Annotated in this window: 19 protein-coding genes; 12 read left to right on the top strand and 7 right to left on the bottom strand. The window is 73.1% G+C overall.

From position 1 onward, the window contains the following. Window positions 1–86: 86 nt before the first annotated feature. The 5 genes from B9W62_RS15170 (at window position 87) to B9W62_RS15150 (ending at window position 8,503) form a co-directional block, all read left to right on the top strand. Complete coding sequence (locus B9W62_RS15170) at window positions 87–1,859, top strand: protein kinase domain-containing protein (protein ID WP_179235500.1); 1,773 nt, start codon at window positions 87–89, stop codon at window positions 1,857–1,859. Window positions 1,860–1,952: 93 nt separating this feature from the next. Then, window positions 1,953–3,098, top strand: a complete 1,146-nt coding sequence (locus B9W62_RS15165) for a serine/threonine-protein kinase (RefSeq protein ID WP_087811919.1) — start codon at window positions 1,953–1,955, stop codon at window positions 3,096–3,098. A 92-nt stretch (window positions 3,099–3,190) separates the two neighbouring features. Beyond that, window positions 3,191–4,861, top strand: coding sequence for a serine/threonine-protein kinase (locus B9W62_RS15160; RefSeq protein ID WP_179235499.1), 1,671 nt, complete (start codon window positions 3,191–3,193; stop codon window positions 4,859–4,861). Between the two features lie 139 nt (window positions 4,862–5,000). Next, window positions 5,001–6,614: a succinic semialdehyde dehydrogenase gene (locus tag B9W62_RS15155; RefSeq protein WP_087807694.1), complete on the top strand. Its 1,614-nt coding sequence runs from the start codon at window positions 5,001–5,003 to the stop codon at window positions 6,612–6,614. A gap of 53 nt (window positions 6,615–6,667) precedes the next feature. After that, window positions 6,668–8,503, top strand: coding sequence for a GMC oxidoreductase (locus B9W62_RS15150; protein ID WP_087807693.1), 1,836 nt, complete (start codon window positions 6,668–6,670; stop codon window positions 8,501–8,503). 529 nt (window positions 8,504–9,032) lie between these two features. Here the strand turns inward: B9W62_RS15150 and B9W62_RS15145 are convergent. Then, window positions 9,033–9,320 (bottom strand): chorismate mutase, encoded by a 288-nt coding sequence (locus B9W62_RS15145; protein WP_179235498.1) that lies wholly within the window; start codon window positions 9,318–9,320, stop codon window positions 9,033–9,035. A 357-nt stretch (window positions 9,321–9,677) separates the two neighbouring features. Between B9W62_RS15145 and guaA the strand changes: the two genes are divergently transcribed. Further along, entirely contained in the window at window positions 9,678–11,258 is a 1,581-nt protein-coding gene (gene guaA, locus B9W62_RS15140) for a glutamine-hydrolyzing GMP synthase (protein ID WP_087807691.1), read from the top strand. Window positions 11,259–11,273: 15 nt separating this feature from the next. Here guaA and B9W62_RS15135 read toward each other — a convergent pair whose 3' ends face one another. Continuing rightward, window positions 11,274–11,759, bottom strand: coding sequence for a pyridoxamine 5'-phosphate oxidase family protein (locus B9W62_RS15135; RefSeq protein ID WP_179235497.1), 486 nt, complete (start codon window positions 11,757–11,759; stop codon window positions 11,274–11,276). 126 nt (window positions 11,760–11,885) lie between these two features. Between B9W62_RS15135 and B9W62_RS15130 the strand changes: the two genes are divergently transcribed. From B9W62_RS15130 to B9W62_RS15120, 3 genes are all read left to right on the top strand, one after another. Continuing rightward, window positions 11,886–12,689 carry a class II aldolase/adducin family protein gene (locus B9W62_RS15130; protein WP_087807689.1) on the top strand — a complete coding sequence of 268 codons (804 nt, stop codon included), beginning with the start codon at window positions 11,886–11,888 and terminating at the stop codon, window positions 12,687–12,689. 161 nt (window positions 12,690–12,850) lie between these two features. Continuing rightward, window positions 12,851–14,146 (top strand): hypothetical protein, encoded by a 1,296-nt coding sequence (locus B9W62_RS15125; RefSeq protein WP_087807688.1) that lies wholly within the window; start codon window positions 12,851–12,853, stop codon window positions 14,144–14,146. A gap of 116 nt (window positions 14,147–14,262) precedes the next feature. Continuing rightward, the gene (locus B9W62_RS15120; RefSeq protein WP_179235496.1) at window positions 14,263–14,790 is read left to right on the top strand and encodes a DoxX family membrane protein; all 528 of its coding nucleotides are present in this window, start codon (window positions 14,263–14,265) and stop codon (window positions 14,788–14,790) included. Window positions 14,791–14,806: 16 nt separating this feature from the next. Here the strand turns inward: B9W62_RS15120 and B9W62_RS15115 are convergent, their stop codons facing one another. After that, a complete protein-coding gene (locus B9W62_RS15115) occupies window positions 14,807–15,052 on the bottom strand; it encodes a hypothetical protein (RefSeq protein WP_087807686.1) in 246 nt (81 codons plus the stop codon). Further along, window positions 15,039–16,487 carry a PspC domain-containing protein gene (locus tag B9W62_RS15110; protein ID WP_087807685.1) on the bottom strand — a complete coding sequence of 483 codons (1,449 nt, stop codon included), beginning with the start codon at window positions 16,485–16,487 and terminating at the stop codon, window positions 15,039–15,041. The genes B9W62_RS15115 and B9W62_RS15110 overlap by 14 nt, the downstream gene beginning before the upstream one ends. 190 nt (window positions 16,488–16,677) lie before the next feature. Here B9W62_RS15110 and B9W62_RS15105 point away from each other — a divergent pair, with 190 nt between their 5' ends. After that, window positions 16,678–17,970, top strand: a complete 1,293-nt coding sequence (locus tag B9W62_RS15105) for an ATP-binding protein (protein ID WP_087811918.1) — start codon at window positions 16,678–16,680, stop codon at window positions 17,968–17,970. Further along, window positions 17,967–18,722 carry a LuxR C-terminal-related transcriptional regulator gene (locus tag B9W62_RS15100; RefSeq protein ID WP_087807684.1) on the top strand — a complete coding sequence of 252 codons (756 nt, stop codon included), beginning with the start codon at window positions 17,967–17,969 and terminating at the stop codon, window positions 18,720–18,722. Before B9W62_RS15105 ends, B9W62_RS15100 begins: the two co-directional genes overlap by 4 nt. A 21-nt stretch (window positions 18,723–18,743) precedes the next feature. Here B9W62_RS15100 and B9W62_RS15095 read toward each other — a convergent pair whose 3' ends face one another. Continuing rightward, complete coding sequence (locus B9W62_RS15095; protein WP_087807683.1) at window positions 18,744–19,787, bottom strand: C40 family peptidase; 1,044 nt, start codon at window positions 19,785–19,787, stop codon at window positions 18,744–18,746. Window positions 19,788–20,144: 357 nt separating this feature from the next. Between B9W62_RS15095 and B9W62_RS15090 the strand changes: the two genes are divergently transcribed. After that, window positions 20,145–20,498: a hypothetical protein gene (locus tag B9W62_RS15090; RefSeq protein WP_087807682.1), complete on the top strand. Its 354-nt coding sequence runs from the start codon at window positions 20,145–20,147 to the stop codon at window positions 20,496–20,498. Here the strand turns inward: B9W62_RS15090 and B9W62_RS15085 are convergent. Further along, the gene (locus B9W62_RS15085) at window positions 20,476–21,492 is read right to left on the bottom strand and encodes a tellurite resistance/C4-dicarboxylate transporter family protein (RefSeq protein WP_087807681.1); all 1,017 of its coding nucleotides are present in this window, start codon (window positions 21,490–21,492) and stop codon (window positions 20,476–20,478) included. The genes B9W62_RS15090 and B9W62_RS15085 overlap by 23 nt on opposite strands. A 27-nt stretch (window positions 21,493–21,519) precedes the next feature. After that, the gene (locus B9W62_RS15080; RefSeq protein WP_087807680.1) at window positions 21,520–22,710 is read right to left on the bottom strand and encodes a C40 family peptidase; all 1,191 of its coding nucleotides are present in this window, start codon (window positions 22,708–22,710) and stop codon (window positions 21,520–21,522) included. Between the last annotated feature and the right edge of the window lie 2 nt (window positions 22,711–22,712).

Here is a 22,712-nt window from a genome sequence, read left to right as displayed (position 1 = left end):
TTTCCATACCACCCCACCCGTTCCTTCGACGGGGGCCGGTCCCTAGTGTGGCCCTGACAAGACCATTGCGGGGCAACGTGAATCAGATGCAGGGCCGGCTCGTCGCGGGACGCTACCGGCTCGGGGAAGCCATCGGCAGCGGCGGCATGGGCCGGGTGTGGCGCGCACACGACGAGGTGCTGCACCGGACCGTCGCCATCAAGGAGTTGACCGCCGCGCTCTATGTCTCCGAGAGCGACCAGGCCATCCTCCTGGCGCGCACCCGGGGCGAGGCGCGCGCGGCGGCACGGATCAACCACTCGGCCGTCGTCACCGTGCACGACGTACTCGAACACGACGGCCGGCCGTGGATCGTCATGGAGTTGGTCGAGGGCCGCTCGCTGGCCGACGCCGTCAAGGACGAGGAGCGGGTCGACCCGCGGGAGGCGGCCCGGATCGGCTTGTGGGTGCTGCGGGCCCTGCGCGCCGCGCACACCGCCGGAGTCCTGCACCGCGACGTCAAGCCGGGCAACGTCCTGCTCGCCGACGACGGCCGGGTGCTGCTCACCGACTTCGGCATCGCGCAGATCGAGGGCGACTCCACCATCACCCGCACCGGAGAGGTCGTCGGCTCCGTCGACTACCTCGCGCCCGAGCGCGTCCGCGGCCACGACCCCGGCCCCTCCTCCGACCTGTGGGCGCTCGGCGCGACGCTGTACACGGCGGTGGAGGGCAGGTCGCCGTTCCGCCGCACCTCCCCGCTGACCACCATGCAGGCGGTCGTCGAGGAGGAGGCCACCGAACCCCGGTACGCCGGTGCGCTCGCGCCCGTCATCAGCGCTCTGCTGCGCAAGGACCCGGCCGGGCGGCCCGACGCGACCGAGGCCGAGCATCTGCTCGCCCAGGCGGCCGAGGGCCGGCGCCCGGACGCGGCCCAGGCATATGTGCCGACCACCCGGTACGCGGGGCCCCCGCCGCAGGCGGGCGACACGACCCACCAGGGGACACCGGGGGCACCCGGGATGCCGGGCGCACCGGGGATGCCGGGCGCACCGGGGTGGACCGGCGAGACCCCCGCCACGCCCTACCCGCCGACCCCCGGTCCCACGGTGACCGGTCCCACGACCATCGGCCCCGCCCCGGCCGGGCACACCGCGTCCGGTCACCCGATGGCACCGGCGGCGGGCGGCGCCGCTCCCGGACGCCGCCGGGTTCGCGTGCGCACCCTCGCCCTGGTCGTCGCCGTCGCCGCGCTCATCGGCGCCGGCACCGCCGTGGTGCTGCAACAGCGCGACGACACAGGCTCGTCGGCCGGTGGCGACCCCACCCAGGGGTCGTCCGCCACCGCCTCCCCTTCCCCCTCGGCCTCCGCCACGACCGACAAGGGCCCCGGCGGTTCCGTCCCGGCCGACTGGACACGCCGCGACGACCCGCTGGGTTTCAGCCTCTACCTGCCCGAGAACTGGCAGCGGACGGACTTCGGCGGCGACAGCGGCGAACTGCGGCAGATCGACTACACCCCCGACGGCGGCGAACACTTCCTGCGCATATCCGTCGACACCGCGCCCGACTACAACGACCCGTACGTCCACCTGGAGGACCTGGACGCGCAACTCCGCCAGCGGCTCGTCGACTACCAGCGCGTCAGACTGGAACGCGTCGGCTACCGAGATCGCGACAGTGCCCGGTGGGAGTACACCTTCACCGCGCTGGCGAAGGACACCGAGTTCCCCGGCCCGCGCCGTGCCGTGTCGCAGACGTACATGTCCCGCGACGGCGTCGAGTACGCCCTCAACATGTCGGGACCGGCGAGCGACTGGCCCACCACCCAGCGGCGGTTCACAGCGGTGTTGCAGAGCTGGCAGGAGAAGACCGGCTGAGCCCTGCGGCGGCGGTGCCGGCGCACCCGCGCCCGTCGGTTGTCGGCCACCCGTGTGACAGCGGTCCGGAGCCGCTGCGTCCGGTGGGGCATGATGGGACGCATGGTGACCGAGGGGGCGGGCGGGCGTGTCATCGCGGGCCGTTACCGGCTCCACGAGCGGCTCGGCAGCGGCGGCATGGGCATCGTGTGGCGGGCCACCGACCAACTGCTCGCCCGCGAGGTGGCCGTGAAGGCGCTCCCCCTCGACGAGACCCTCTCCGCGGCCGAGGCCCGGCGGCGCCGTGAGCGCACCCTGCGCGAGGCCCGCGCGGTCGCGCAGCTGCGGCACCCGCACGTCATCGTCGTGCACGACGTGGTCGAGGACGACGAACGCGCGTACATGGTCATGGAACTGGTCGACGGCGGCTCCCTCGCCGACCGCGTCGTCAGCCGCGGCCCGGTCGACGCCGCCGAGGCCGCCCGTATCGGCATCGCCCTGCTCGACGCCCTGGGCACGGCCCACACGGCGGGGATCCTGCACCGGGACGTGAAGCCGTCGAACGTGCTGGTCGCCGACGACGGCCGGGTCGTCCTCACCGACTTCGGAGTGGCCCAGGTCGCGGGCGCCACCACGCTCACCGAGAGCGGTTCCTTCGTCGGTTCCCCGGAGTACACCGCTCCGGAGCGGATGTCCGGGGCCGGGACCGGGCCGGAGTCCGACCTGTGGTCGCTGGGTGTGCTGCTGTGCGCGGTCCTCAGCGGCGCGTCCCCCTTCCACCGCGACTCGCTCGGCGGCGTCCTGCACGCCGTGGTCACCGAGGAGATCCGCCCGCCCGCGCAGGCCGCACCGCTCCTCCCGGTCGTACGGGGCCTGCTGGAACGCGATCCGCGCCGGCGGCTGGACGCGGCGTCGGCGCAGCGGATGCTGCGCGCCTTCCTCAGCACGGGCCGTACGCCCGCGACAGCGGCACAGGCCGCGGTCCCCGAGCCCCTGCGCGCGCGACGGAGCGTGAAGCGGAGCGTGCTGATGGCGGCGCTGCTGGTCGTCGCGGCGGCGGCCGCGGGTGTCTCGGCGGCCGCGCTGCTCGCGGACGGAGGCGACGACGGGGGCGGTACGCCGACGCGTTCGGTGCCCGCCACGCCGACGCCGACCCCCACGCGGCCGACGCCCACCCCCACGCGGCCGACGGCGGAGCCCGCGTCGCCGACGGCGGAGCCCGTGTCGCCGACCGCGTCCGGATCCGGCACCGGTACCTAAACGGTAGATAAGCGGCACCCCGCGTCACGGGTCTGTGACCGCCGCGCACCGGCGGTGGAAAGGGGCGCGCCCGGCGCGGTATGGATGGACCCATGAGCAGCAACGGGGGGCCCCGCAGCGGGGCGGACGAGCCGACCAGTTTTGACCTGCAACCACCGAACCCGCCGGTCGCGGTGCCGCATCCCGGCAATCCGTACGCGGTGCCCACGCAGGTCGTGCCGGCGCCCGCGCCCGCGTCCTCCCCCGCCGCGCCGGACCCCGGTGCCGGGCGGCTCATCGCCGGCCGCTACCGCCTGATCGCCAAGCTCGGGCACGGCGGCATGGGCACGGTGTGGCGGGCCAAGGACGAGACCGTCGACCGCGAGGTCGCCGTCAAGGAACCCCGCGTCCCCGACCACCTTCCCGAACGCGAACGCGCCAACGCCTTCGAGCGGATGCGCCGCGAGGCGCGCGCCGCCGCCCGGCTCGACCACCCCGCCGTGGTCGACGTGCACGACGTGGCGGTCGTGGACGGGCAGCCGTGGATCGTGATGGAACTCGTGCGCGGACGCTCGCTCGGCGACGCCCTCCAGGAGGGCACCCTCGGCGCGCGCGAGGCGGCCCGCATCGGCCTGGAGGTGCTCGGCGCGCTGGAGGCCGCGCACGCCGCCGGTGTCCTGCACCGGGACGTGAAACCGGACAACGTCATGCTCGGCCGGCACGACCGGGTCGTCCTCACCGACTTCGGCATCGCCCAGATCGAGGGCGAGACCAGCCTGACCGACACCGGCGGCTTCGTCGGCTCGCCCGAGTACATCGCCCCGGAACGGGTGCTGGGCCAGCGCCCCGGCCCGGCGAGCGACCTGTGGTCCCTTGGCGTGGTGCTGTACGCGGCGACGGAGGGCGTCTCGCCGTTCCGCCGCAGCAACACCCCGGCCACCCTCCAGTCGGTGCTCAACGCCACGCCCGCGCCGCCCGCCTCCGCGCAGGGCCCGCTGGCCGAGGTGATCACGGGCCTGCTGGCCAAGGACCCCGCGCGCCGCCCGGACGCCGCCCGGGTCCGCGCCCTGCTGGACGCGGCGGTGAACCCGCCCGCTCCGCCGCCCACCCAGGTGGTCCGCGTCGACGGTCCCGAGGGGCCGGGCGCGGCGCCCGCGTCCCGCTGGAGCGTCCGGCTGGGCCGCAACGCGTGGATCGCCCTCGGCGCGATGGTCGTCGCGGCGGCGGTGGCCTCGTACCTGGTGCTCGCGGACCCCTTCGCGGGGCCGCTGCCGGACGGTTGGGACACCCCGCACGAGAAGCAGCTCGCCGCGACCCTGGCGGTGCCCGAGGGCTACAAGCGCACCGCTCCCGAGGAGGCCGGCCAGCACTGGGTCACCTACACCGACGAGAGCGGCGCCGTCTGGATCGGTCTGACCCTGGACAAGAAGCGGGAGGACACCCTGGGCAACATCGCCGGGTCCGCCGCGGCCGAGATGTACGACGACGACGGGAAGTTCAAGGAGAGCGGGGAGTTCGACCTCTCCATGCCGCCCAAGAGCCCGAAGACCGACCCCAAGGAGACCGAGTACCGGGGCGGCAAGTCCGCCGAGAACACGGTGGTCTACACCACCACCGACAGTCAGAACCCCCGCCCGCGCGAACTGCGGATCTTCTACTACCGGACGTCCGCGGGCGACATGTACAAGCTCACCGTCAGCTACCCGGGCAAGGGCGACTTCACCGAGCGTGGGCGCGAGGTGGCCAGTACGGCCGTCGCCAATCTGGACATCGACGGCACCTGAGCGCTCCGCTCGCACAACGCCCTGATCAGCGGGTTTGTTGCCAGCGATCACTGGCGGCATGTGAGCACTCGGTGAATCACCGTGAATCACCGTTACCGACGGGTACACAAAGCCCGCCCGGCGTCATACCCTGCGGCTCATGACGGACGCGCAGGCCCCGGAACTCACCGGCACGAACCCCCTCGCCCCCACCCCGGAGGGCGCCCGCACCGCTGCCGACGTGGTCACGCCCGAGCTGGTCGCCCAGCTCACCAAGGGCGTGGCCGGGTCCGGCCGCACCGCCAACCACACCCCGTTCACCGGCGAGAAGCTGGCCGACCTGCCCGAGTCGACACCCGAGGACGTGGCCGGCGCCTTCGAGCGGGCCCGCGCCGCCCAGGCCGTGTGGGCGCAGGTGCCGGTGCGGCAGCGGACCGCGGTGCTGCTGCGCTTCCACGACCTGGTCCTGGAGCGGCAGGCCGAGGTCCTCGACCTCATCCAGCTGGAGACCGGCAAGGCCCGCCTGCACGCCCACGAGGAGGTCCAGGCCGTCGCGGTCGCCGCCCGGCACTACGGCCGCAAGGCCCCGGCGTACCTGCGCCCCAAGCGGCACACCGGCGCCGTACCGACCCTCACCAAGGTCACCGAGCTGCGCCACCCGCGCGGCGTCGTCGGCCAGATCGCCCCCTGGAACTACCCGCTGGAGCTGTCCGTCGGCGACGCGCTCCCCGCCTTCGTCGCGGGCAACGCGGTCGTCATGAAGCCCGACACCGAGACCTGCCTGACCGCCCTGTGGGCCCGTGACCTGCTCATCGAGGCCGGACTGCCCGCCGACGTCTTCCAGGTCGTCCTGGGCGACGGCCCGGTCGTCGGTCCCGAGGTCGTCAAGCACGCCGACTACGTCTCCTTCACCGGCTCCACCCGCACCGGCCGCGAGGTCGCCCAGGGTGCCGCCGCCCGCCTGGTCGGCGTCTCCCTGGAACTCGGCGGCAAGAACGCCATGCTGGTCCTCGAGGACGCCGACATCGAGAAGGCCGCGGCGGGCGCCGTACGCGCCTGCTTCTCCTCGGCCGGCCAGCTGTGCATCTCCATCGAGCGGCTCTACGTCCACGAGTCCGTCGCCGACGCCTTCCTGGAGCGGTTCGCCGCCCGCACCAGGGCCATGCGGCTCGGCACCTCCCTCTCCTACGGCGCCGACATGGGCTCGCTGGTGGGGGAGCGGCAGCTGGAGACCGTGCGGGCGCACGTCGCGGACGCGGTGGAGCGGGGCGCGAAGCTGGTCGCGGGCGGTGTCGCCCGCCCGGACATCGGCCCGTACTTCTACGAGCCGACCATCCTCGACGGCGTCGCGGCCCCCATGACCGTGTGCACCGAGGAGACCTTCGGCCCGGTCGTCTCCGTCTACCGCTTCACGACCGAGGACGAGGCGGTCGAGCAGGCCAACTCCACGCCGTACGGCCTGAACTCCTCGGTGTGGACGAAGAACGCCCGGCGCGGCCACGAGGTCGCCGCGCGGATGCGCACCGGGACCGTCAACATCAACGAGGGGTACGCCCCCGCCTACGGCAGCGTCCAGTCCCCGATGGGCGGCATGAAGGACTCCGGCCTCGGCCGCCGGCACGGATCCGAGGGCATCCTCAAGTACACCGAGGCCCAGACCGTCGCCCACCAGCGCCTGCTCCCGATGGCACCCTCGCTCGGCATGGACGACGAGAAGTACGCGGCGTTCATGAGCCGCAGCCTGCGTCTGATGAAGGCGTTCCGCCTCCGCTGACCCCCTCCGCCGGCCCCCACCCCACCACCGCCCGTTCTCAACGAGGAGAGCACGTGTCGCAGGAGAACTCTGTCCAGACCCGGGACGAGAACGGGTACGACTACGACGTCCTCGTCGTGGGATCCGGCTTCGGCGGCTCCGTCTCCGCCCTGCGCCTCACCGAGAAGGGATACCGCGTCGGCGTCCTGGAGGCAGGCCGCCGCTTCACCCGCGAGTCGCTGCCCAGGAACTCCTGGGACCTGAAGAACTACCTCTGGGCGCCGAAGCTCGGCATGTTCGGCATCCAGCGCATCCACCTGCTCGGGAATGTCATGGTCCTGGCAGGAGCCGGGGTCGGCGGCGGCTCGCTCAACTACGCCAACACCCTGTACGTGCCGCCGAAGCCCTTCTTCGACGACCCCCAGTGGCGCGACATCACCGACTGGCACGAGGAGCTGGCGCCGTACTACGACCAGGCCAAGCGCATGCTCGGGGTCCGCCTCAACCCGACGATGACCCCCTCCGACGTGCACCTGAAGGCGGCCGCCGAGCGGATGGGCTGCGGCGACACCTTCCACATGGCGCCGGTCGGCGTCTTCTTCGGCGACGGCGAGGACGCCGACGGCAGGGCGAAGGCCGAGCCGGGACGGCAGGTGCCCGACCCGTACTTCGGCGGGGCGGGCCCCGACCGCAAGGCCTGCAACGAGTGCGGCGAGTGCATGACCGGCTGCCGGCACGGCGCGAAGAACACCCTCAACGAGAACTACCTGTACCTCGCCGAGAAGGCCGGCGCCGTCGTGCACCCGATGACGACGGCCGTCTCCGTCACGGACGACTCGCGCGGCGGATTCGCGATCGCCACGCTCCCCACCGACCACAAGAAGCGCGGCAAGCGCGGGAAGCAGGACGCGGGCCGCACCTTCACCGCCCGCCGGGTCGTCATAGCCGCCGGCACCTACGGCACCCAGACCCTGCTGCACCGCATGAAGGCGGGCGGCCAGCTGCCCCACATATCCGACAAGCTCGGCGAGCTGACCCGCACCAACTCCGAGGCACTGGTGGGCGCCCAGACCGACGACCGGCGCTACCGCGGCGCCACCGGCGAGCCCCGGGCCGACTTCACGCGCGGCGTCGCCATCACGTCCTCGATCCATCCCGACGCCAACACCCACATCGAACCGGTGCGTTACGGCAAGGGCTCGAACTCGATGGGCGGCCTGTCGATCCTCCAGGTCCCCTACGCCGGGCAGACCGCGTCCGGCGCCACCCGCGTCCTGGGCTTCCTGGGCCATGCGGCCAAGCACCCGCTGCTGGTCCTGCGGTCCCTGTCCAACCGCAAGTGGTCCGAGCGGACCATCATCGGCCTGGTCATGCAGTCCGTGGACAACTCCCTGTCCACGCACCTGAAACCGGCGGGTGTCGGCAAGGGCCTGCTCACCGCGCGCCAGGGCCACGGCTCGCCCAATCCGAAGCAGATCAAGGCCGCGACCGAGGGCGCCTCCGCCCTCGCCGCCGAGATCAACGGCTTCGCCGGGTCCAACGTCGGCGAACTGATGGGCACCCCGCTCACCGCCCACTTCCTCGGCGGCTGCCCGATCGGCGCCTCCCGCGAGACCGGCGTCATCGACCCGTACCACCGCCTCTACGGCCACCCCGGCATCTCGGTCGTCGACGGCGCCGCCGTCTCGGCCAACCTCGGGGTCAATCCGTCCCTGACCATCACGGCGCAGGCCGAGCGCGCGATGTCGTACTGGCCGAACAAGGGCGAGAGCGACCCGCGTCCCGCGCAGGGGGCCGGCTACGAGCGGGTGGCCGCCGTCGAGCCCCGCTCCCCGGCGGTCCCGGAGAAGGCCTTCGGCGCGCTGCGACTGCCGTTCCTGGACCTGCCGACCGTGCCGCCGAAGAAGTAGCGGACCCGCACCCCCCTCCGAGCGCGGGTCCCCACTCCATGCCTGTTCTGATCGGCGAAGCCTGTGAATGGTTGTCCCCACATTCACAGAATCCTTATGTGGCCTGTGTCACTCGAGGGGTGTGGGAGGCAGGAGGGGGTGGCGGGCGGCGCCCGCGGAGACAGGCTCGTGTCGAACGGGGGGACACGTTCCGACGGCCGGCCCCGGGCGTCCCCGGAGCCGGCCGTTCTCTTGGGTGACCGGGCTGCTGTCCCCTGCCGTCCGGTCACTTCCTGGAGCGAGGTCCCACGACGTCCGGCACAGCCGTACGTCTCATCGCTCCAGCGAGCCACGCGTGGTTCTTTCGGGCCCGCCCCTGGCTGACACGGACACCGGGACCAACGAAGCCGCTCGCGCACCGGTCACGCTCCGTACGGGTGAGAAGGGGCCCGAACTCAGATACGACCGGTCGGGCCGCGAACGGGGTCCGACCGGGCCGCGGACCTGGACCCGGTCGGGCCGCGGACGGGACCCGGGCGGGCCGCGGGTCTCAGACGCGCCCGCGGCACAGCTCCAGCGTCGTCATCGCCAGCGCCGTGCCCGGCTTGCCCAGCGCCTGCCGGTAGTGGTCGAGCACCTCCATCTCGCGGGAGAGGTTCACCCGCCGGCCGCCGGAGGTGATCCTCGCCTCCTGGATGACGGCGGACACGGCCATCCGTTCCTGGATCAGCCCGATGATCCGGTCGTCCAGGGCGTCGATGCGCTCCCGGGCGCCGGTGATCACGTCGGCGGCCTCGGGGGTGTGGGCGCCGGTCTTGTCTGCTGCGGTGACGGTCATGTCGGTGTCTCCTCGCCGAAGAGTGGCGGCACCCGGGACCGGCACGGTCCGCGAACGCCAAGCGCCCCGGACCTTGTCGGCCCGGGGCGCCTGGGAAGTCGCTTGTCAGTTGCTCAAGCAGCACGACCATGGCAGCCGGTGGGCCGGTTGCCATAGGTAAACAGGAACGCCTGGTGCTTGAGCATGGGCCCAAGTATGCCCCGGCGACGGTCGGTGTCCAACCCGGTTCGCATGGTGAGACCCGGGGCGGGACGGGGGAGCAGCGACGGTGGCGGCCGACGGCGGGGCCGGGCCACCCGCCCCGCTCGGTAGAATCGGGAGCACAAGCCCCCCGCCCGACCCGCCGGAAGGCACCCCGTGTCATCAGCGACTCCCGCTGCCGCCGCCCCCGACACCGTCCTGGTCGTCGACTTCGGCGCGCAGTACGCCCAGCTCATCGCCCGTCGTGTCCGCGAGGCGCGGGTCTACAGCGAGATCGTGCCGAGCTCCATGCCGGTCGAGGAGATCCTCGCCAAGAACCCGGCGGCCATCATCCTCTCGGGCGGCCCCTCCTCGGTGTACGAGCCGGGCGCCCCGACCCTCGACCGCTCCCTGTTCGAGGCCGGCGTCCCGGTCTTCGGCATGTGCTACGGCTTCCAGCTGATGGCGCAGACCCTCGGCGGCACCGTCGACAACTCCGGCGCCCGTGAGTACGGCCGCACCGAGCTGGCCGTCTCCAAGCCCTCCTCCACCCTCTTCGAGGGCACCCCGGCCGAGCAGTCGGTGTGGATGTCGCACGGCGACGCCTGCTCCGCCGCCCCCGAGGGCTTCACCGTGACCGGCTCCACGGACGTCGTCCCGGTCGCCGCCTTCGAGAACGACGAGAAGAAGCTCTACGGCGTCCAGTACCACCCCGAGGTGATGCACTCCACGCACGGGCAGCAGGTGCTGGAGCACTTCCTGTACCGGGGCGCGGGCCTGAGCCCCGACTGGACCACGGGCAACGTGATCGAGGAGCAGGTCGCCGCCATCCGCGAGCAGGTCGGCGACAAGCGGGCCATCTGCGGCCTGTCCGGCGGTGTGGACTCCGCCGTCGCCGCCGCCCTCGTCCAGAAGGCCATCGGCTCCCAGCTGACCTGCGTCTACGTCGACCACGGCCTGATGCGCAAGGGCGAGACCGAGCAGGTCGAGAAGGACTTCGTCGCCGCGACCGGCGTGCAGCTGAAGGTCGTGGACGCCGAGGAGCGCTTCCTCAAGGCGCTGGCCGGGGTCTCCGACCCCGAGCAGAAGCGGAAGATCATCGGCCGCGAGTTCATCCGGGTCTTCGAGCAGGCGCAGCTGGAGATCATGCGGGAGGACGGCCCCGAGGTCGCCTTCCTGGTGCAGGGCACGCTCTACCCGGACGTCGTCGAGTCCGGCGGCGGCACCGGCACCGCCAACATCAAGTCCCACCACAACGTGGGCGGCCTCCCCGACGACATCGAGTTCGAGCTGGTCGAACCGCTGCGCCAGCTGTTCAAGGACGAGGTCCGGATGGTCGGCCAGGAGCTGGGCCTGCCGGACGAGATCGTCCAGCGCCAGCCCTTCCCGGGCCCCGGCCTCGGCATCCGGATCGTCGGCGACGTGACCAAGGAGCGGCTCGACCTGCTGCGCGAGGCCGACGCCATCGCCCGCGAGGAGCTGACCGCGGCCGGCCTCGACCGCGACATCTGGCAGTGCCCGGTGGTGCTGCTCGCGGACGTCCGCTCCGTCGGCGTCCAGGGCGACGGCCGCACCTACGGCCACCCGATCGTCCTGCGGCCGGTCTCGTCCGAGGACGCCATGACCGCCGACTGGTCCCGGCTGCCGTACGACGTGCTCGCCAAGATCTCGACCCGGATCACCAACGAGGTCGCGGACGTCAACCGCGTCGTCCTCGACGTGACCTCGAAGCCGCCGGGGACGATCGAGTGGGAGTGAGACCGAGGGTGCTCCCTACGTGCGCCTGATCGTGCGCACGGGCTGACCGGGCTGCCAGATCTCGACGACGAGGTACGTGTCGTCCTCGACGCGGGTCCGCACGACCTCCGTCAGCTCGGTACGGAAGAGGTGGAACGGCTCCGGCGGTTTCACCTCTTCCGCGTATCCGGCCCGGGCCTGCGGGTCCTCGACCTCGACCGCCCGGCCGGCGATCCGCACGTCCCCGCCGCCCATGCCGGTGCCGTCCCCCGGGTTCGCCTGGAGCGCGAAGCGCGGGTCGCGGCGCAGGTCGAGCGCCTTCAGCGAGCCCGGCATCATGCCGAGCCACAGCTCGCCGCCCAGGAACCGCACCTCCAGGCCGGTGGTGCGGGGCGAGCCGTCCTTGCGGAGGGTGGCGAGGACGTGGTGCGTGTACGCGCCGAAGCGCGCTTCGGCGGTGGCGGCCAGGGCGGGTTCCGCGGCGGCGAAACCGGCCCAGTTCACAGCGGTGCCTGAAGTCATGCACCGAGTGTGAACGCCAAAACCGACATCCTCTGTCGCGTATTGGCCCCGGACCTGTCCTCCCGGCCGCACCGCCGGTAACTTCCGGCCCGTAGGGCACATCCGGCGCCGAAGGACAGAGAACACATGCACGGGACGCCCGGGGCCACCGAGCCCCCGCCGCTGCCCACCGACCGGCTGCGGTTCGCCATGCCGCCCCGGCACGACTCGGTCGAGGACGAACGCCGGCACCGCAAGGAGCGGCTCGCCTGCGCGCTGCGCCTCTTCGGGCGGCACGGGTTCGAGGACGGGGTCTCCGGGCACATCACCGCCCGCGACCCCGAGTACACCGACTGCTTCTGGGTCAACCCGTTCGGTGTGCCCTTCGCCCACATCACGGTGAGCGATCTGGTGCTGGTCAACTCCGAGGGGCAGGTGGTGGAGGGCGGCCACCACGTGAACCAGGCCGCCTTCACCGTGCACTCCCAGGTCCACGCCGCCCGCCCGGACGTCGTCGCGGTCGCCCACTGCCACTCGGTGCACGGGCGCGCGCTGTCGGCCCTCGGCGAGCTGCTCGAACCGATCACCCAGGAGAGCTGCGCCTTCTACGAGGACCACGCGCTGTACGACTCCTACTCGGGCGTCTCCGTCGACGCCGAGGAGGGGCGGCGCATCGCACGGGTGCTCGGCTCCGGCAAAGCCCTCGTGCTGCGCAACCACGGGCTGCTGACGGTCGGCGACTCGGTGGACGCGGCGGCCTGGTGGTTCCTGTCGCTGGAGCGGTCCTGCCAGGTGCAGCTGCTGGCCGAGGCGGCGGGCCGGCCGGTGCGGATCGACCACCGGCAGGCCGTGGCGACCCGGGAACAGCTCGGCGGCGACCTGGTGGCGTGGATCAACTACCAGCCCCTGTGGCAGGAGGTCAGCCGCCGCGAACCGGACCTGTTCGACTGACCTTGTCCCGGGCGGTGCGGTGCGGCGTCAACACGGCGGTCCGCGCATCACCCGTGCTGAGCAGACGTAAGACGGGGCGGCGCGCGGGCACGGGCCGGGGTACGGCACAATTCGCTGTCGTTCCAAGGGACTTACCGGGTGCGGGAAGGCGGGCGTCGGGCGTGGCGGTGCAGGAGGCGAGACGCGGGAGCGGCTCGGACAGGGGTGCGTACGAGGCGGCGCACGGCGGTGGCTGCACCTGCGGGGACTGCCCGCACGGTGCCCGTGAGGGGCACCGCAGGGCGGTCGCCGCGTTCCTGCTGCGACGGGACGAGTTCGCGGCCGGGCAGGGGCTGCCGGCGGCGGTGGCCCACTCGGCCTCCGCGTCCCGCCAGTGGGTCTCGGAGGAGCTGACCCAGTCGGCGGAAGCCGTCGCCGAACGCGGCCGCGCCGAGGGCGACGCGTGGCTCGCCGCGCTGGGCCGGCGCACGACGGCCGTCGTGTGGGCGGCGGTCGTCCTCCTGCTGCTGGGACAGTCGCTCACCGCGGTCGGCGCGGGCTGGTCGGCGGCGCGCACCGCCGGACTCGCGGCGGCCCTGGTGGTGGCCGGTGCGCTGACGGCCGCGTCGTGGTTCCACCGGGCCCGGGGCGGGGCGCTGGCACCGGTCATCGGCGAGGACAACCGCCTGTCCACCTCCCGTGCGGTGGCGGCGGCCTGGGTCCTCTTCGTCGCCTACGCCGTCCTGGTGCTCGCCGGGCAACTGGCCGTCGCTTCAGGGCACGACCGGCGGGACGCGCTGATCTCCGGTCTCGAACTCGGGCGCGGCACCGGCGCGGTGACCGTGCTCGCGGTGGTCTGCGGCATCGCGGTCCTGGTGCGCCGGGTGGTCGGCCTGCGTGTCCTGGGGCAGCGGTTGCAGAAGGTACGGGCCGACCGGCCGCGCGCCTGCGACCTGCTGACGGACGACGCGGGCCGCGGCACCTTCGCCGACATCCAGTACGTCGTGATCAGCGGCGTGGCCATGGTGTTCGCGGCGGTACGGCTGGCCCGGCGTCCGGAGCAACTGCCCGATCTGCCCTGGGGCCTCGCGGTGATCGTGCTGATCTCGGCGGCGACCTATGTGGCCGGGAAGTACGCCGAGGGCGGCCGGCCGGTGATCCTCTCCGTGGTCCGGGCCCGGGAGGCCGGCGACCTGGACGCACCCATCCGCACCGGCGACGACATCGAGATCCGCGGCGCGGGCTTCGTGCCGCCGGGCGCCCAGCGGGCGGACCGGCTGTCGCGGATGGTCGTCCGCATCGGCGCGGTCCACGTCCACGTCCCCCTGGTCCCGGTGACCGGCGGCTTCAGCAACCCCGCGGACGACCTGCTGACGGTCCCCGTCCCGGCGGACGTGGAACCGGGCCGGGTGGACGTCCAGGTCGTCACGGGCGCGGGCGTGGAGACCAACCGCTACCCGATCGACGTGACGGACTGACCCCTCGCGCGCAACCCGCAGCGAGAAACCGGTCGCCGGGGTTGAGCGGAGCCCGGGTTTCGTACGTATGGTCTGTGGGGGCTCTGGGCATGCGCGGCGAGAGGCGGCTGGCAGTGATGACTCACGGTATGCGGACGGATGTCGACATCTCACCCGGGGGCGGGGGAGACTGGCGGGACAACGCCGCCCGCTACGCCCTCCTTCCCCTGCGGATCTTCCTCGGTGTCACCTTCGTCTACGCCGGTCTGGACAAGCTCACCGACAGCGCCTTCATGAAGGACGCGGGCGCCGGTTCCATCGGCGACATGATGCGGACGGTCCGCGACTCCTCGGCCGTCCCCGCCCTGGTCGACCTCGCCCTGAAGAACCCGGCCGGGTTCGGCTACGCCATCGCCCTGGGCGAGCTGGCCGTGGGCATCGGCACCCTGCTCGGGCTGCTCACCCGCCTCGCGGCGCTGGGCGGTGCGCTGATCTCCCTCAGCCTGTGGCTGACCGTCAGCTGGGCCTCCGATCCCTACTACTACGGCAACGACCTCGCCTACCTCATGGCCTGGCTCCCCCTCGTCCTCGCCGGCGCCCCGCTGCTGTCGCTGGACGCCGTACTGCGCACCCGGCGCAGGCGACGGACGGGCGGGTACCGCTGACACCCGTCCGGCGTCGTCAGCGGGGGAGGTCCGCCGAGGGCGCGTCCGGCGTCGCCGCGCCGGGCTCCCCGCGGCGTCGGTGCACGGCCCGCGCCACGACGCCGACCGCGCCCGCGATGCCGAGCCCGCCCGAGACGACGGGGATCACCGCGAACCACGGCGTCTCCCAGACGCCGCCCGCGTCACCGGCGTAGAGCACGCCGGCCAGCATCAGGAAGAGGCCGGCCACCAGGCGCCCCGGCTGGAACCTATGACGCAGCACGGGCCACCTCCGCCTGACCGACGCCGACCTGGAGGTCGAGGTCGAGCGTGCCGCCGTCCTTGCCGCCCCCGGCGGGGGACAGGGTGATCTCCTTGTGCTTGCCCGGTGCCACGTCCACGTCCTTCTCGTCGTCGCCGGGCAGCTGGATGTCGCCCACCCCCACCTCGACGCTCAGCCGCACGGTCACGTCCTGCGGCACGACCACCCGTATTCGGCCCAGGCCCACGTCGGCCCGGGTGCTCACCGTCTGCCCCCCGGCCAGGTCGAGGCGGGACAGGTCGAGGGTGCCGCTGCCCGCACCGACCTCGTACTGGTCGCGCACGTCGGCCGCGACCACGGGCTTCCAGGTGGTCCGGACCCATTCCGTCCCGACGTTCTCCGGCACGGCGGCCGACCCGGCCAGCAGGCCCGCCGTGACGACCGCCAGGAAGATCGAACCGGCGCCCGTGCGCCCGAGGAAGGCACTGACCGCGATACCGAGGCCGAAGACGGCGAGCGCGCACGCCAGACCGGTCTGCAAACTGCTGCCCAGCGGATGGTCGTCCCAGGTCAGCCGGGTCCCGAGGAAGCCGGCGAGCAGGGCGAGCAGGAACACCCAGCCGCCGATGCCGCGGGGCCCGCGGGTCTGCGGGGACCAGGGGCGCCGGTCGCCCGCGGGGCCGCGGTCGCCACGCCCCGGGATGCCGCGGCCGATGTTGACGGCCGCCGCGATGTCACGCTCCGCGGAGTCCGGCGGGCCCCACATGTAGCCCGTCCCGCCGTCGTGGGTGCCGTCCTTGACGATGGGGTCGCGCCACCAGGAGGGCCAGGTGTACATGATCGGCGGCGCCTGGGCCTCCGGCGGGGCGTCGGCGACGGCCTGGGCCGAGAGCGGGTCCGGTTCGGGGGCCCTGCGGTGCCGCGACCAGTACCCGGCGCCCGCGAGGAGCAGGGAGAGGACGACGGCGAAGGTCAGCACGCCGCCGTTGTGCAGCATGGTGAGGAAGACCCCGCAGCCGACCAGGGCGAAGAGCACCGCCGCGAGCGCCTGGCCGTCGACCCGGCCGGTCAGCAGCTTGCGCACCTCGTTCTCCTCCTCGTCGTCGTAGGGGACGAAGAGCCAGGCGAAGCCGTAGAAGAGGAGGCCGATGCCGCCGGTCGCGGAGAGCACCGCGAGCGTGATCCGGAAGATCACCGGGTCCAGGTCGCACTGCCGGCCCAGGCCGGCGCACACTCCGGCGAGCGCCTTGTGCCGCCGGTCCCGCCGGAACCGGTGCGGCGGCCCGGGGGCGTCCGCGCCGCCGGCGGCTCCCGCGTCGCCCGGGTCGCCCGGTGGACCCGGGTCGGCCGCACCGGCATCCGCGGCGGGCGCGGCATCCCGCGGCCCGGCGCCCAGCGGGGGGCGCGGGCCGGAGCCGGGTCCCGGACCCGTCGCGGCGCGCTCGTGATCTGTCATGAGTCCATGGTGACGGGCGCGGCGCCGTGACGGCAGCCGGTTCGACCCTGGTCGGACCCTGATATCGGCCCTGACTCCGGGCCCGGGGAGCGTTCGAGACCACCCCGGCCCTGCCCGGTCCGAAGATCAGGGGTGATTGGGGGAACGACCCTGATGCTCCGGCTCCCGCCCCCGTGTGACCATCGGTGTCATGCCGGAAGCCGCAGCAGCACCCGTCGTCGAACCGCGGCCGCCGCGCAAGCTCTACCGAAGCAGCGACGGACGCTGGCTCGGCGGGGTGGCGCGGGGGCTCGCCGGGCATCTCGGGCTGCCCGTCATCTGGGTGCGGTTCGCCTTCGTCGGCCTGTTCATGGCCGACGGCCTGGGCGCCCTGCTGTACGCCGCCTTCTGGTTCTTCGTGCCGCTGGGCGTCGGTGGAGTGGAGGCGCAGAAGCCGCCGTCCCTCGTCACCTCCGAGACCGGGCCGGACGGCCGCCGCAGACTCGTGGCCCGCAAGCCGGACAAGGGGCAGCTGGTCGCCCTGCTGCTGATGGTCGTCGTGGCCCTGGTCTTCGTGGGCAACGTCGACCTCGGCGGCGGCGCCAAGGCCTACCTGTGGCCGACCGTGCTCGTCGGCGCCGGCGTCGCCCTCGTCTGGCGCCAGGCGGACAACGCGCGCCGGGCCCGCTGGGCCGAGGTGGGACGCCACCGCCGCACGGTCACCCTGCTGCGCTCGGTGGCGGGCGTCCTGCTGGTGACGGCCGGGGTCACCGGCATCTTCGTCCTCCAGGGCTCCGCGGCCCACCTCGGCTCCGTCCTCCAGGCGGCCCTCGCCGTCCTCGTCGGCATCACCCTCCTCGCCGGCCCCTACCTGGTGCGGATGACGCAGGACCTCTCCGAGGAGCGGCTGATGCGCATCCGCGCGCAGGAGCGCGCCGAGGTCGCCGCCCACGTCCACGACTCGGTGCTGCACACCCTGACCCTGATCCAGCGCAACGCGGAGAACGCGGGCGAGGTCCGCCGCCTGGCCCGGGCCCAGGAGCGGGACCTGCGCTCCTGGCTCTACAAACCGGAGGGCAACGGCAAGGACGAGGACGACGAGCCCACCACCCTCGCCGAGGCCGTGAAGCGCAACGCGGCGGAGGTCGAGGACAAGCACGGCGTCCCCCTCGAGGTGGTGGTCGTCGGCGACTGCCCCCTCGACGAGCGGATCAGCGCACAGATGCAGGCCGCGCGCGAAGCGATGGTGAACGCCGCCAAGTACGGTGGCGAGGGCGGCGCCGTACAGGTCTACGCCGAAGTCGAGGGCAGGACGGTCTTCGTGTCCGTCCGGGACCGCGGTCCCGGCTTCGACCTCGACTCGATACCCGCCGACCGCATGGGCGTCAGAGAATCGATCATCGGCCGCATGGAGCGCAACGGCGGCACGGCGCGGCTGCGCGCGGTGCCGGACGGCGGCACGGAGGTCGAACTGGAAATGGAGAGGGCGGAGAAGACGTCATGAGCGACCCGACCGAGGCGAACGGAACGGCGGGAACGGCGGGAGCGGACGAGGCGGCCGAGCCCGCGCAGGCGGCGAGTGGCGGCGCGGCGGAGCGCCACGTGCGCGTGGTGCTCGTCGACGACCACCGCATGTTCCGCACCGGTGTCCAGGCCGAGATCGGCCAGACCGCCGAGACCGGGGTCGAGGTCGTGGGCGAGGCCGCCGACGTCGACCAGGCCGTCACGGTCATCACCGCGACCCGCCCCGAGGTCGTGCTCCTCGACGTCCACCTCCCGGGCGGCGGCGGGGTGGAGGTGCTGCGCCGGTGCGCGCCCCTGATGAGCGACGCCGAGCGGCCCGTCCGCTTCCTCGCCCTGTCCGTCTCGGACGCGGCGGAGGACGTGATCGGAGTGATCCGCGGCGGCGCCCGGGGCTATGTCACCAAGACCATCACCGGCACCGACCTGGTCAACTCCGTCTTCCGCGTCCAGGAGGGCGACGCCGTCTTCTCCCCGCGGCTGGCCGGCTTCGTCCTCGACGCGTTCGCCTCCACGGACGCGCCGCCGGTCGACGAGGACCTCGACCGGCTCACCCAGCGCGAGCGCGAGGTGCTGCGCCTGATCGCCCGCGGCTACGCGTACAAGGAGATCGCCAAGCAGCTCTACATCTCGGTGAAGACGGTCGAGTCCCACGTGTCGGCGGTCCTGCGCAAGCTCCAGCTGTCCAACCGCCACGAGCTGACCCGGTGGGCGACGGCACGGCGCCTGGTCTGACGGCCCGCACGGGGCGGCGTCTCAGACCACCCGCGTCGCCCCCGCGAACGGCATCTCGTCGACCGGGGCGACGCGCACCGGCGCCGAGGGGTTCGGGGCGTGGATCATCTGCCCCTTGCCGACGTAGATGCCGACGTGGCTGATGCCCGAGTAGAAGAAGACCAGGTCGCCCGGGAGGAGTTCGGACCGTGGGACGCGGCGGCCCGCGTCGATCTGGGCGTAGGTCGTACGGGGCAGGGAGACCCCGGCGGCGCGGTAGGCGGCCTGGGTGAGGCCCGAGCAGTCGAAGGCGTTCGGGCCGGTCGCGCCCCACACATAGGGGCTGCCGAGCTTCTGGTAGGCGTAGGCGACGGCCGCCGCGGCGCGGGAGTTGGGGGCCTGGGCCGAGGCGGACAGGCTCTCCCGGGGACCCGGCGCCGAGCGGGAGGCCCGGTCGCCGGCGTCGGCGCGTTCATCGGCGGTGAGCCGGGACAGCAGGCGGCGGGCCGCCGCCAGCTTGCCGGTGACGGTCTCGCGGTGACGTTTCAGCTCGGCGCGCCGCGACTTCAGCGAGGACACCTCGACGCGGGCGGCGCCGCGCAGTTGCTCGATCTCCCGGAGTTCCTTGCGTACGCGGCCCACCGCGGCCTGCTGCCGGCTGCCCGCGCGCTCGGCGAACGCGGCCCCGTCGAGGTACCGGTCCGGGTCGGAGGAGAGCGCGAGTTGCAGCGCCGGGTCCAGACCGCCGCTGCGGTACTGCGCCGCCGCCACCGAACCGAGCGCCTCCCGGGCCGAGTTCAGCCGGTCCTCCTTGCGGGCGGCGGCGTCCCGCAGTTCCTCCAGGCGCCGTTCGGCGGCGTCCGCCTTCTCCTTCGCGCCGTTGTACTTCTCCGTGGCCACCTCGGCCTCCTGGTAGAGCTTGTCCACCTTGTCCCTGACCTGTGCCGCCGTCGGCTGCGGGTCGGCGTGTCCGGTGCCGCCGCCCAGCCCCGCGGCGGTGGCCGCGCCCGCGAGGGTGATGGTGGCCGCCGTACGGGCCCTGCCGCCGCCCGTCGCGCGCTGTCGCGGCCTGCGGTGCGCTCCCACCTGCGATCCACGTCCTTCCGTACGACTCGACTCCGGTCCGTGCCGGGTCGGCTCCGGTCCGTTCCGGCTGCCTGAGCGAGGACGCTAGGCGGGTCGGTAACGGTCCGGTGACGGAATGCGCGGAAGTGGCGGCACCGGATCGCACGGCGACCGCACGTGACCGCCGGCGCCTCCAGGGCGCGTCGTCTTCACACAGGGTGATGACCGATGTGCCGGATCGGAGGCGGGTGGGGGTGGGGAGCTGTTATGGGGTCGGCGGGGCAGGCCGGTGTCCGGCGGCGGCGGGGCAAGCCGGTGTCCGGCTGCGGGGCAGGCCGGTGTCCGGGCGTGGCGGGCCCCTCATTAGGCTCCGGCCCCATGGACGTACTCATCCACATCTTCGTCGGCCTGCACATCATCGGTATCGCCTCGCTCCTGGGCGGCTTCCTGACCCAGATGAAGGCGATGGGCCAGGGCACGGCCCGGTTCACCCCCGCGATGCTGCACGGCGCGCTGACGATGCTGGTCACCGGCGCCGTCCTGGTCGGCCTCAACCAGGCCCAGGACTACTCCGTCGACAACGTCAAGATCGGCGTCAAGCTCGCCGTACTGATCGTGATCCTCGGCCTGGTCTACGTGAAGCGGGACGAGGAGAAGGTGGAAAAGCCGCTGTTCGCGCTGGTGGGCGGGCTGACCCTGGTCAACGTCTTCATCGCGGTGCTGTGGACCTGACCGTCGCACCGGGGTCCGCTGCCGCGGACCGCAGCCCCGCCCGGGCCCGTACGACCGCGCCCGCGGCGACCGCCAGCCACCCGGCCACCGCGATCCACAGCAGCGCCCGGCCGGGCACGTCCAGCCACGGGACGTCGACGACGGCGGCCACCGACAGCGTCGCCGCCGCCGTCATACCGAGCGGGAAGACGGTCGACCAGCGGCGCACGTCGTAGCGCAGGCGGGGCCAGGCGATCTCCGCCGCCAGGAGCACGGCGTACCAGGCGAGGTCGAGCGTGAGCAGGAAGACCGTCACGTCGTGCAGGACGGCCTGGTCGTCGGCGTTCCACAGGTACATGCCGGTCCCGGCCGCCGCGAGCAGCTTGGCGCCGGCGAGGGCCGAGATGGCGAGCGCGCCGCCCGCCACCCAGTGGTCGCCCGAGCCCCGGGCCACCTGCCGCAGATCGAAGCGGAACAGCGCGATCAGGTAGAGCACGATGCCCAGCCAGAACGGCACCAGCGCCGCGTGCGCCAGCCAGGGCGTCGAGGTGGCCGCGGCCAGTGTGGCGGCGAGCACGGCGAGCCCCTCCGTGGCCACGCAGCTCAGGAACACCGCCCCGGGCATCCGCCGCCCCCAGTGCCGCACCACCAGGAGCAGCAGCCACGGCCACAGCAGGGCGGCCAGGGCCAGCAGCACCGCCGCCAGGAGCGACCAGCCGAGCAGCGAGAAGCGGGTGCCGAGCACGGTCGTCGCGGCGACGGCGGTGAGCGCCCCCGGTGTCCCGGCCCGCTTCACCCACTGCGCCCGGTCGGCCAGCAGCAGGTAGACGAAGTTCGCGGCCAGTATCAGCCAGGCGGCGCACGCCAGGACCAGGGCGATCCGGGACAGGACCTCGCGGCCCGTCAGATGCAGGGCGACCGACACGATGCCGGTCGCCATCACCGCGGCCCCGGCCGCCGGTGGACGCTGCGCCCACCAGGCGCGCAGCGCGGAGGGATGGGTGGCCGATGACATGGGCCCGATGCTAAGGACCCGCGGCGATCAGGCCGGGCGCACCACGCTGTAGATCGACGACTCGCCGTCGTAGAAGATCGACTCCTCGCGGACGTACGCGCCCGGCTTCGGCGCGTGGATCATCATGCCGTCGCCGATGTACAGGCCGACGTGGCTGATGTCGTCGTAGAAGAAGACCAGGTCACCGGGTTGTGCCTGGGAGACGGAGACGGTCGTGCCGGCGTTGACCTGGTCGTAGGTGACGCGCGGCAGGGTCACGCCCGCGGCCTTCCAGGCGGCCTGGGTGAGGCCCGAGCAGTCGTAGGAGCCGGGGCCCGTGGCGCCCCAGACGTACGGCTTGCCGATCTGGGCGCGGGCGAAGGCGATCGCCTTCTCGGCCTTGGTGCCGTTCGAGGTGCCCGGCGTCGACGAGCCCGACTCCGACGTGCCGGTGCCGCCGGAGCTTCCCGAGGATCCGGAGCCGCTCTCCTGCTCGGCGGCCTCCTCCCGGCGCTTGCGCTCGGCCTCCTCCTGCGCCGCCTGCCGCTTCGCCAGCTCGGCGGCCTTGCGGGCGGCCTCCTGCTGCTTCTTCTTCTCGATCGCCGCGAGCCGGGCCTTCTCCTCGGCGGTCAGTTCCGAGAGCAGCTCCCGCGCGGTGGCGAGTTTCTTCTGGACGGTCGCCTTGGCCGTCTTCAGGTCCTTCTGCGAGTCGGTGAGCGTCTCGAGGCTCTCGGTGGCCTCGCGGCGCTTCTTCATCGTGTCGGACTGCTGGGTGACGTAGTCGTCGACGGCGGTCTTCTGCCGGCCGGTGAGCCGGTTCATCAGCTGGTTCTGGTCGAAGTAGTCCTGCGGCGAGTCCGCGAGGAGCAGTGTCGCGGTCTCCGGGACCGAGGCGCCCGTGCGGTACTGGGCGGAGGCGAAGGAACCCAGCTCCTCGCGCGCGTCGTTGAGCTTCTGGGTGCGCTGGGCGACGTCGTCGAGGAGGGTGTCGACCTTCTTGCGCTGCTTGGAGGTCTTCTCCTTGGCCGCGTTGTACTTCTCGGTCGCCGACCCGGCCTGGCGGTAGAGGTCGTCGACCTTCTTCTCGACCTCTTCGAGGGTCGGCCGGTCGTCCGACGGCGTGGCGTTCGCCGTCTGGGACAGCAGGGCGACGGAGGTGAGGGCCGCGGTGGCGAGGGCCGGGGTCCGTATGCCCGCGACGCGGGGACCGGTGGGACGCGACTTGCGGTGCGACGCCAAGG

It is taken from the genome of Streptomyces sp. CS113 (assembly GCF_002188365.1).
Classification (GTDB): Bacteria; Actinomycetota; Actinomycetes; order Streptomycetales; family Streptomycetaceae; genus Streptomyces; species Streptomyces tendae.
Note: the sequence above shows the minus strand (reverse complement) of the source record. Positions and strands in the feature narration are given on the sequence as shown.

Bases quoted from the DNA above. Each gene is read 5' to 3' on its own strand.
- B9W62_RS15145 (WP_179235498.1), bottom strand. From the start codon at position 9,320: ATGACCGTCACCGCAGCAGACAAGACCGGCGCCCACACCCCCGAGGCC.
- B9W62_RS15165 (WP_087811919.1), top strand. From the start codon at position 1,953: ATGGGACGCATGGTGACCGAGGGGGCGGGCGGGCGTGTCATCGCGGGC.
- B9W62_RS15120 (WP_179235496.1), top strand. From the start codon at position 14,263: ATGACTCACGGTATGCGGACGGATGTCGACATCTCACCCGGGGGCGGG.
- B9W62_RS15160 (WP_179235499.1), top strand. From the start codon at position 3,191: ATGAGCAGCAACGGGGGGCCCCGCAGCGGGGCGGACGAGCCGACCAGT.
- B9W62_RS15090 (WP_087807682.1), top strand. From the start codon at position 20,145: ATGGACGTACTCATCCACATCTTCGTCGGCCTGCACATCATCGGTATC.
- B9W62_RS15100 (WP_087807684.1), top strand. From the start codon at position 17,967: ATGAGCGACCCGACCGAGGCGAACGGAACGGCGGGAACGGCGGGAGCG.
- B9W62_RS15130 (WP_087807689.1), top strand. From the start codon at position 11,886: ATGCACGGGACGCCCGGGGCCACCGAGCCCCCGCCGCTGCCCACCGAC.
- B9W62_RS15085 (WP_087807681.1), bottom strand. From the start codon at position 21,492: ATGTCATCGGCCACCCATCCCTCCGCGCTGCGCGCCTGGTGGGCGCAG.
- B9W62_RS15110 (WP_087807685.1), bottom strand. From the start codon at position 16,487: ATGACAGATCACGAGCGCGCCGCGACGGGTCCGGGACCCGGCTCCGGC.
- B9W62_RS15155 (WP_087807694.1), top strand. From the start codon at position 5,001: ATGACGGACGCGCAGGCCCCGGAACTCACCGGCACGAACCCCCTCGCC.
- B9W62_RS15105 (WP_087811918.1), top strand. From the start codon at position 16,678: ATGCCGGAAGCCGCAGCAGCACCCGTCGTCGAACCGCGGCCGCCGCGC.
- B9W62_RS15135 (WP_179235497.1), bottom strand. From the start codon at position 11,759: ATGACTTCAGGCACCGCTGTGAACTGGGCCGGTTTCGCCGCCGCGGAA.
- B9W62_RS15170 (WP_179235500.1), top strand. From the start codon at position 87: ATGCAGGGCCGGCTCGTCGCGGGACGCTACCGGCTCGGGGAAGCCATC.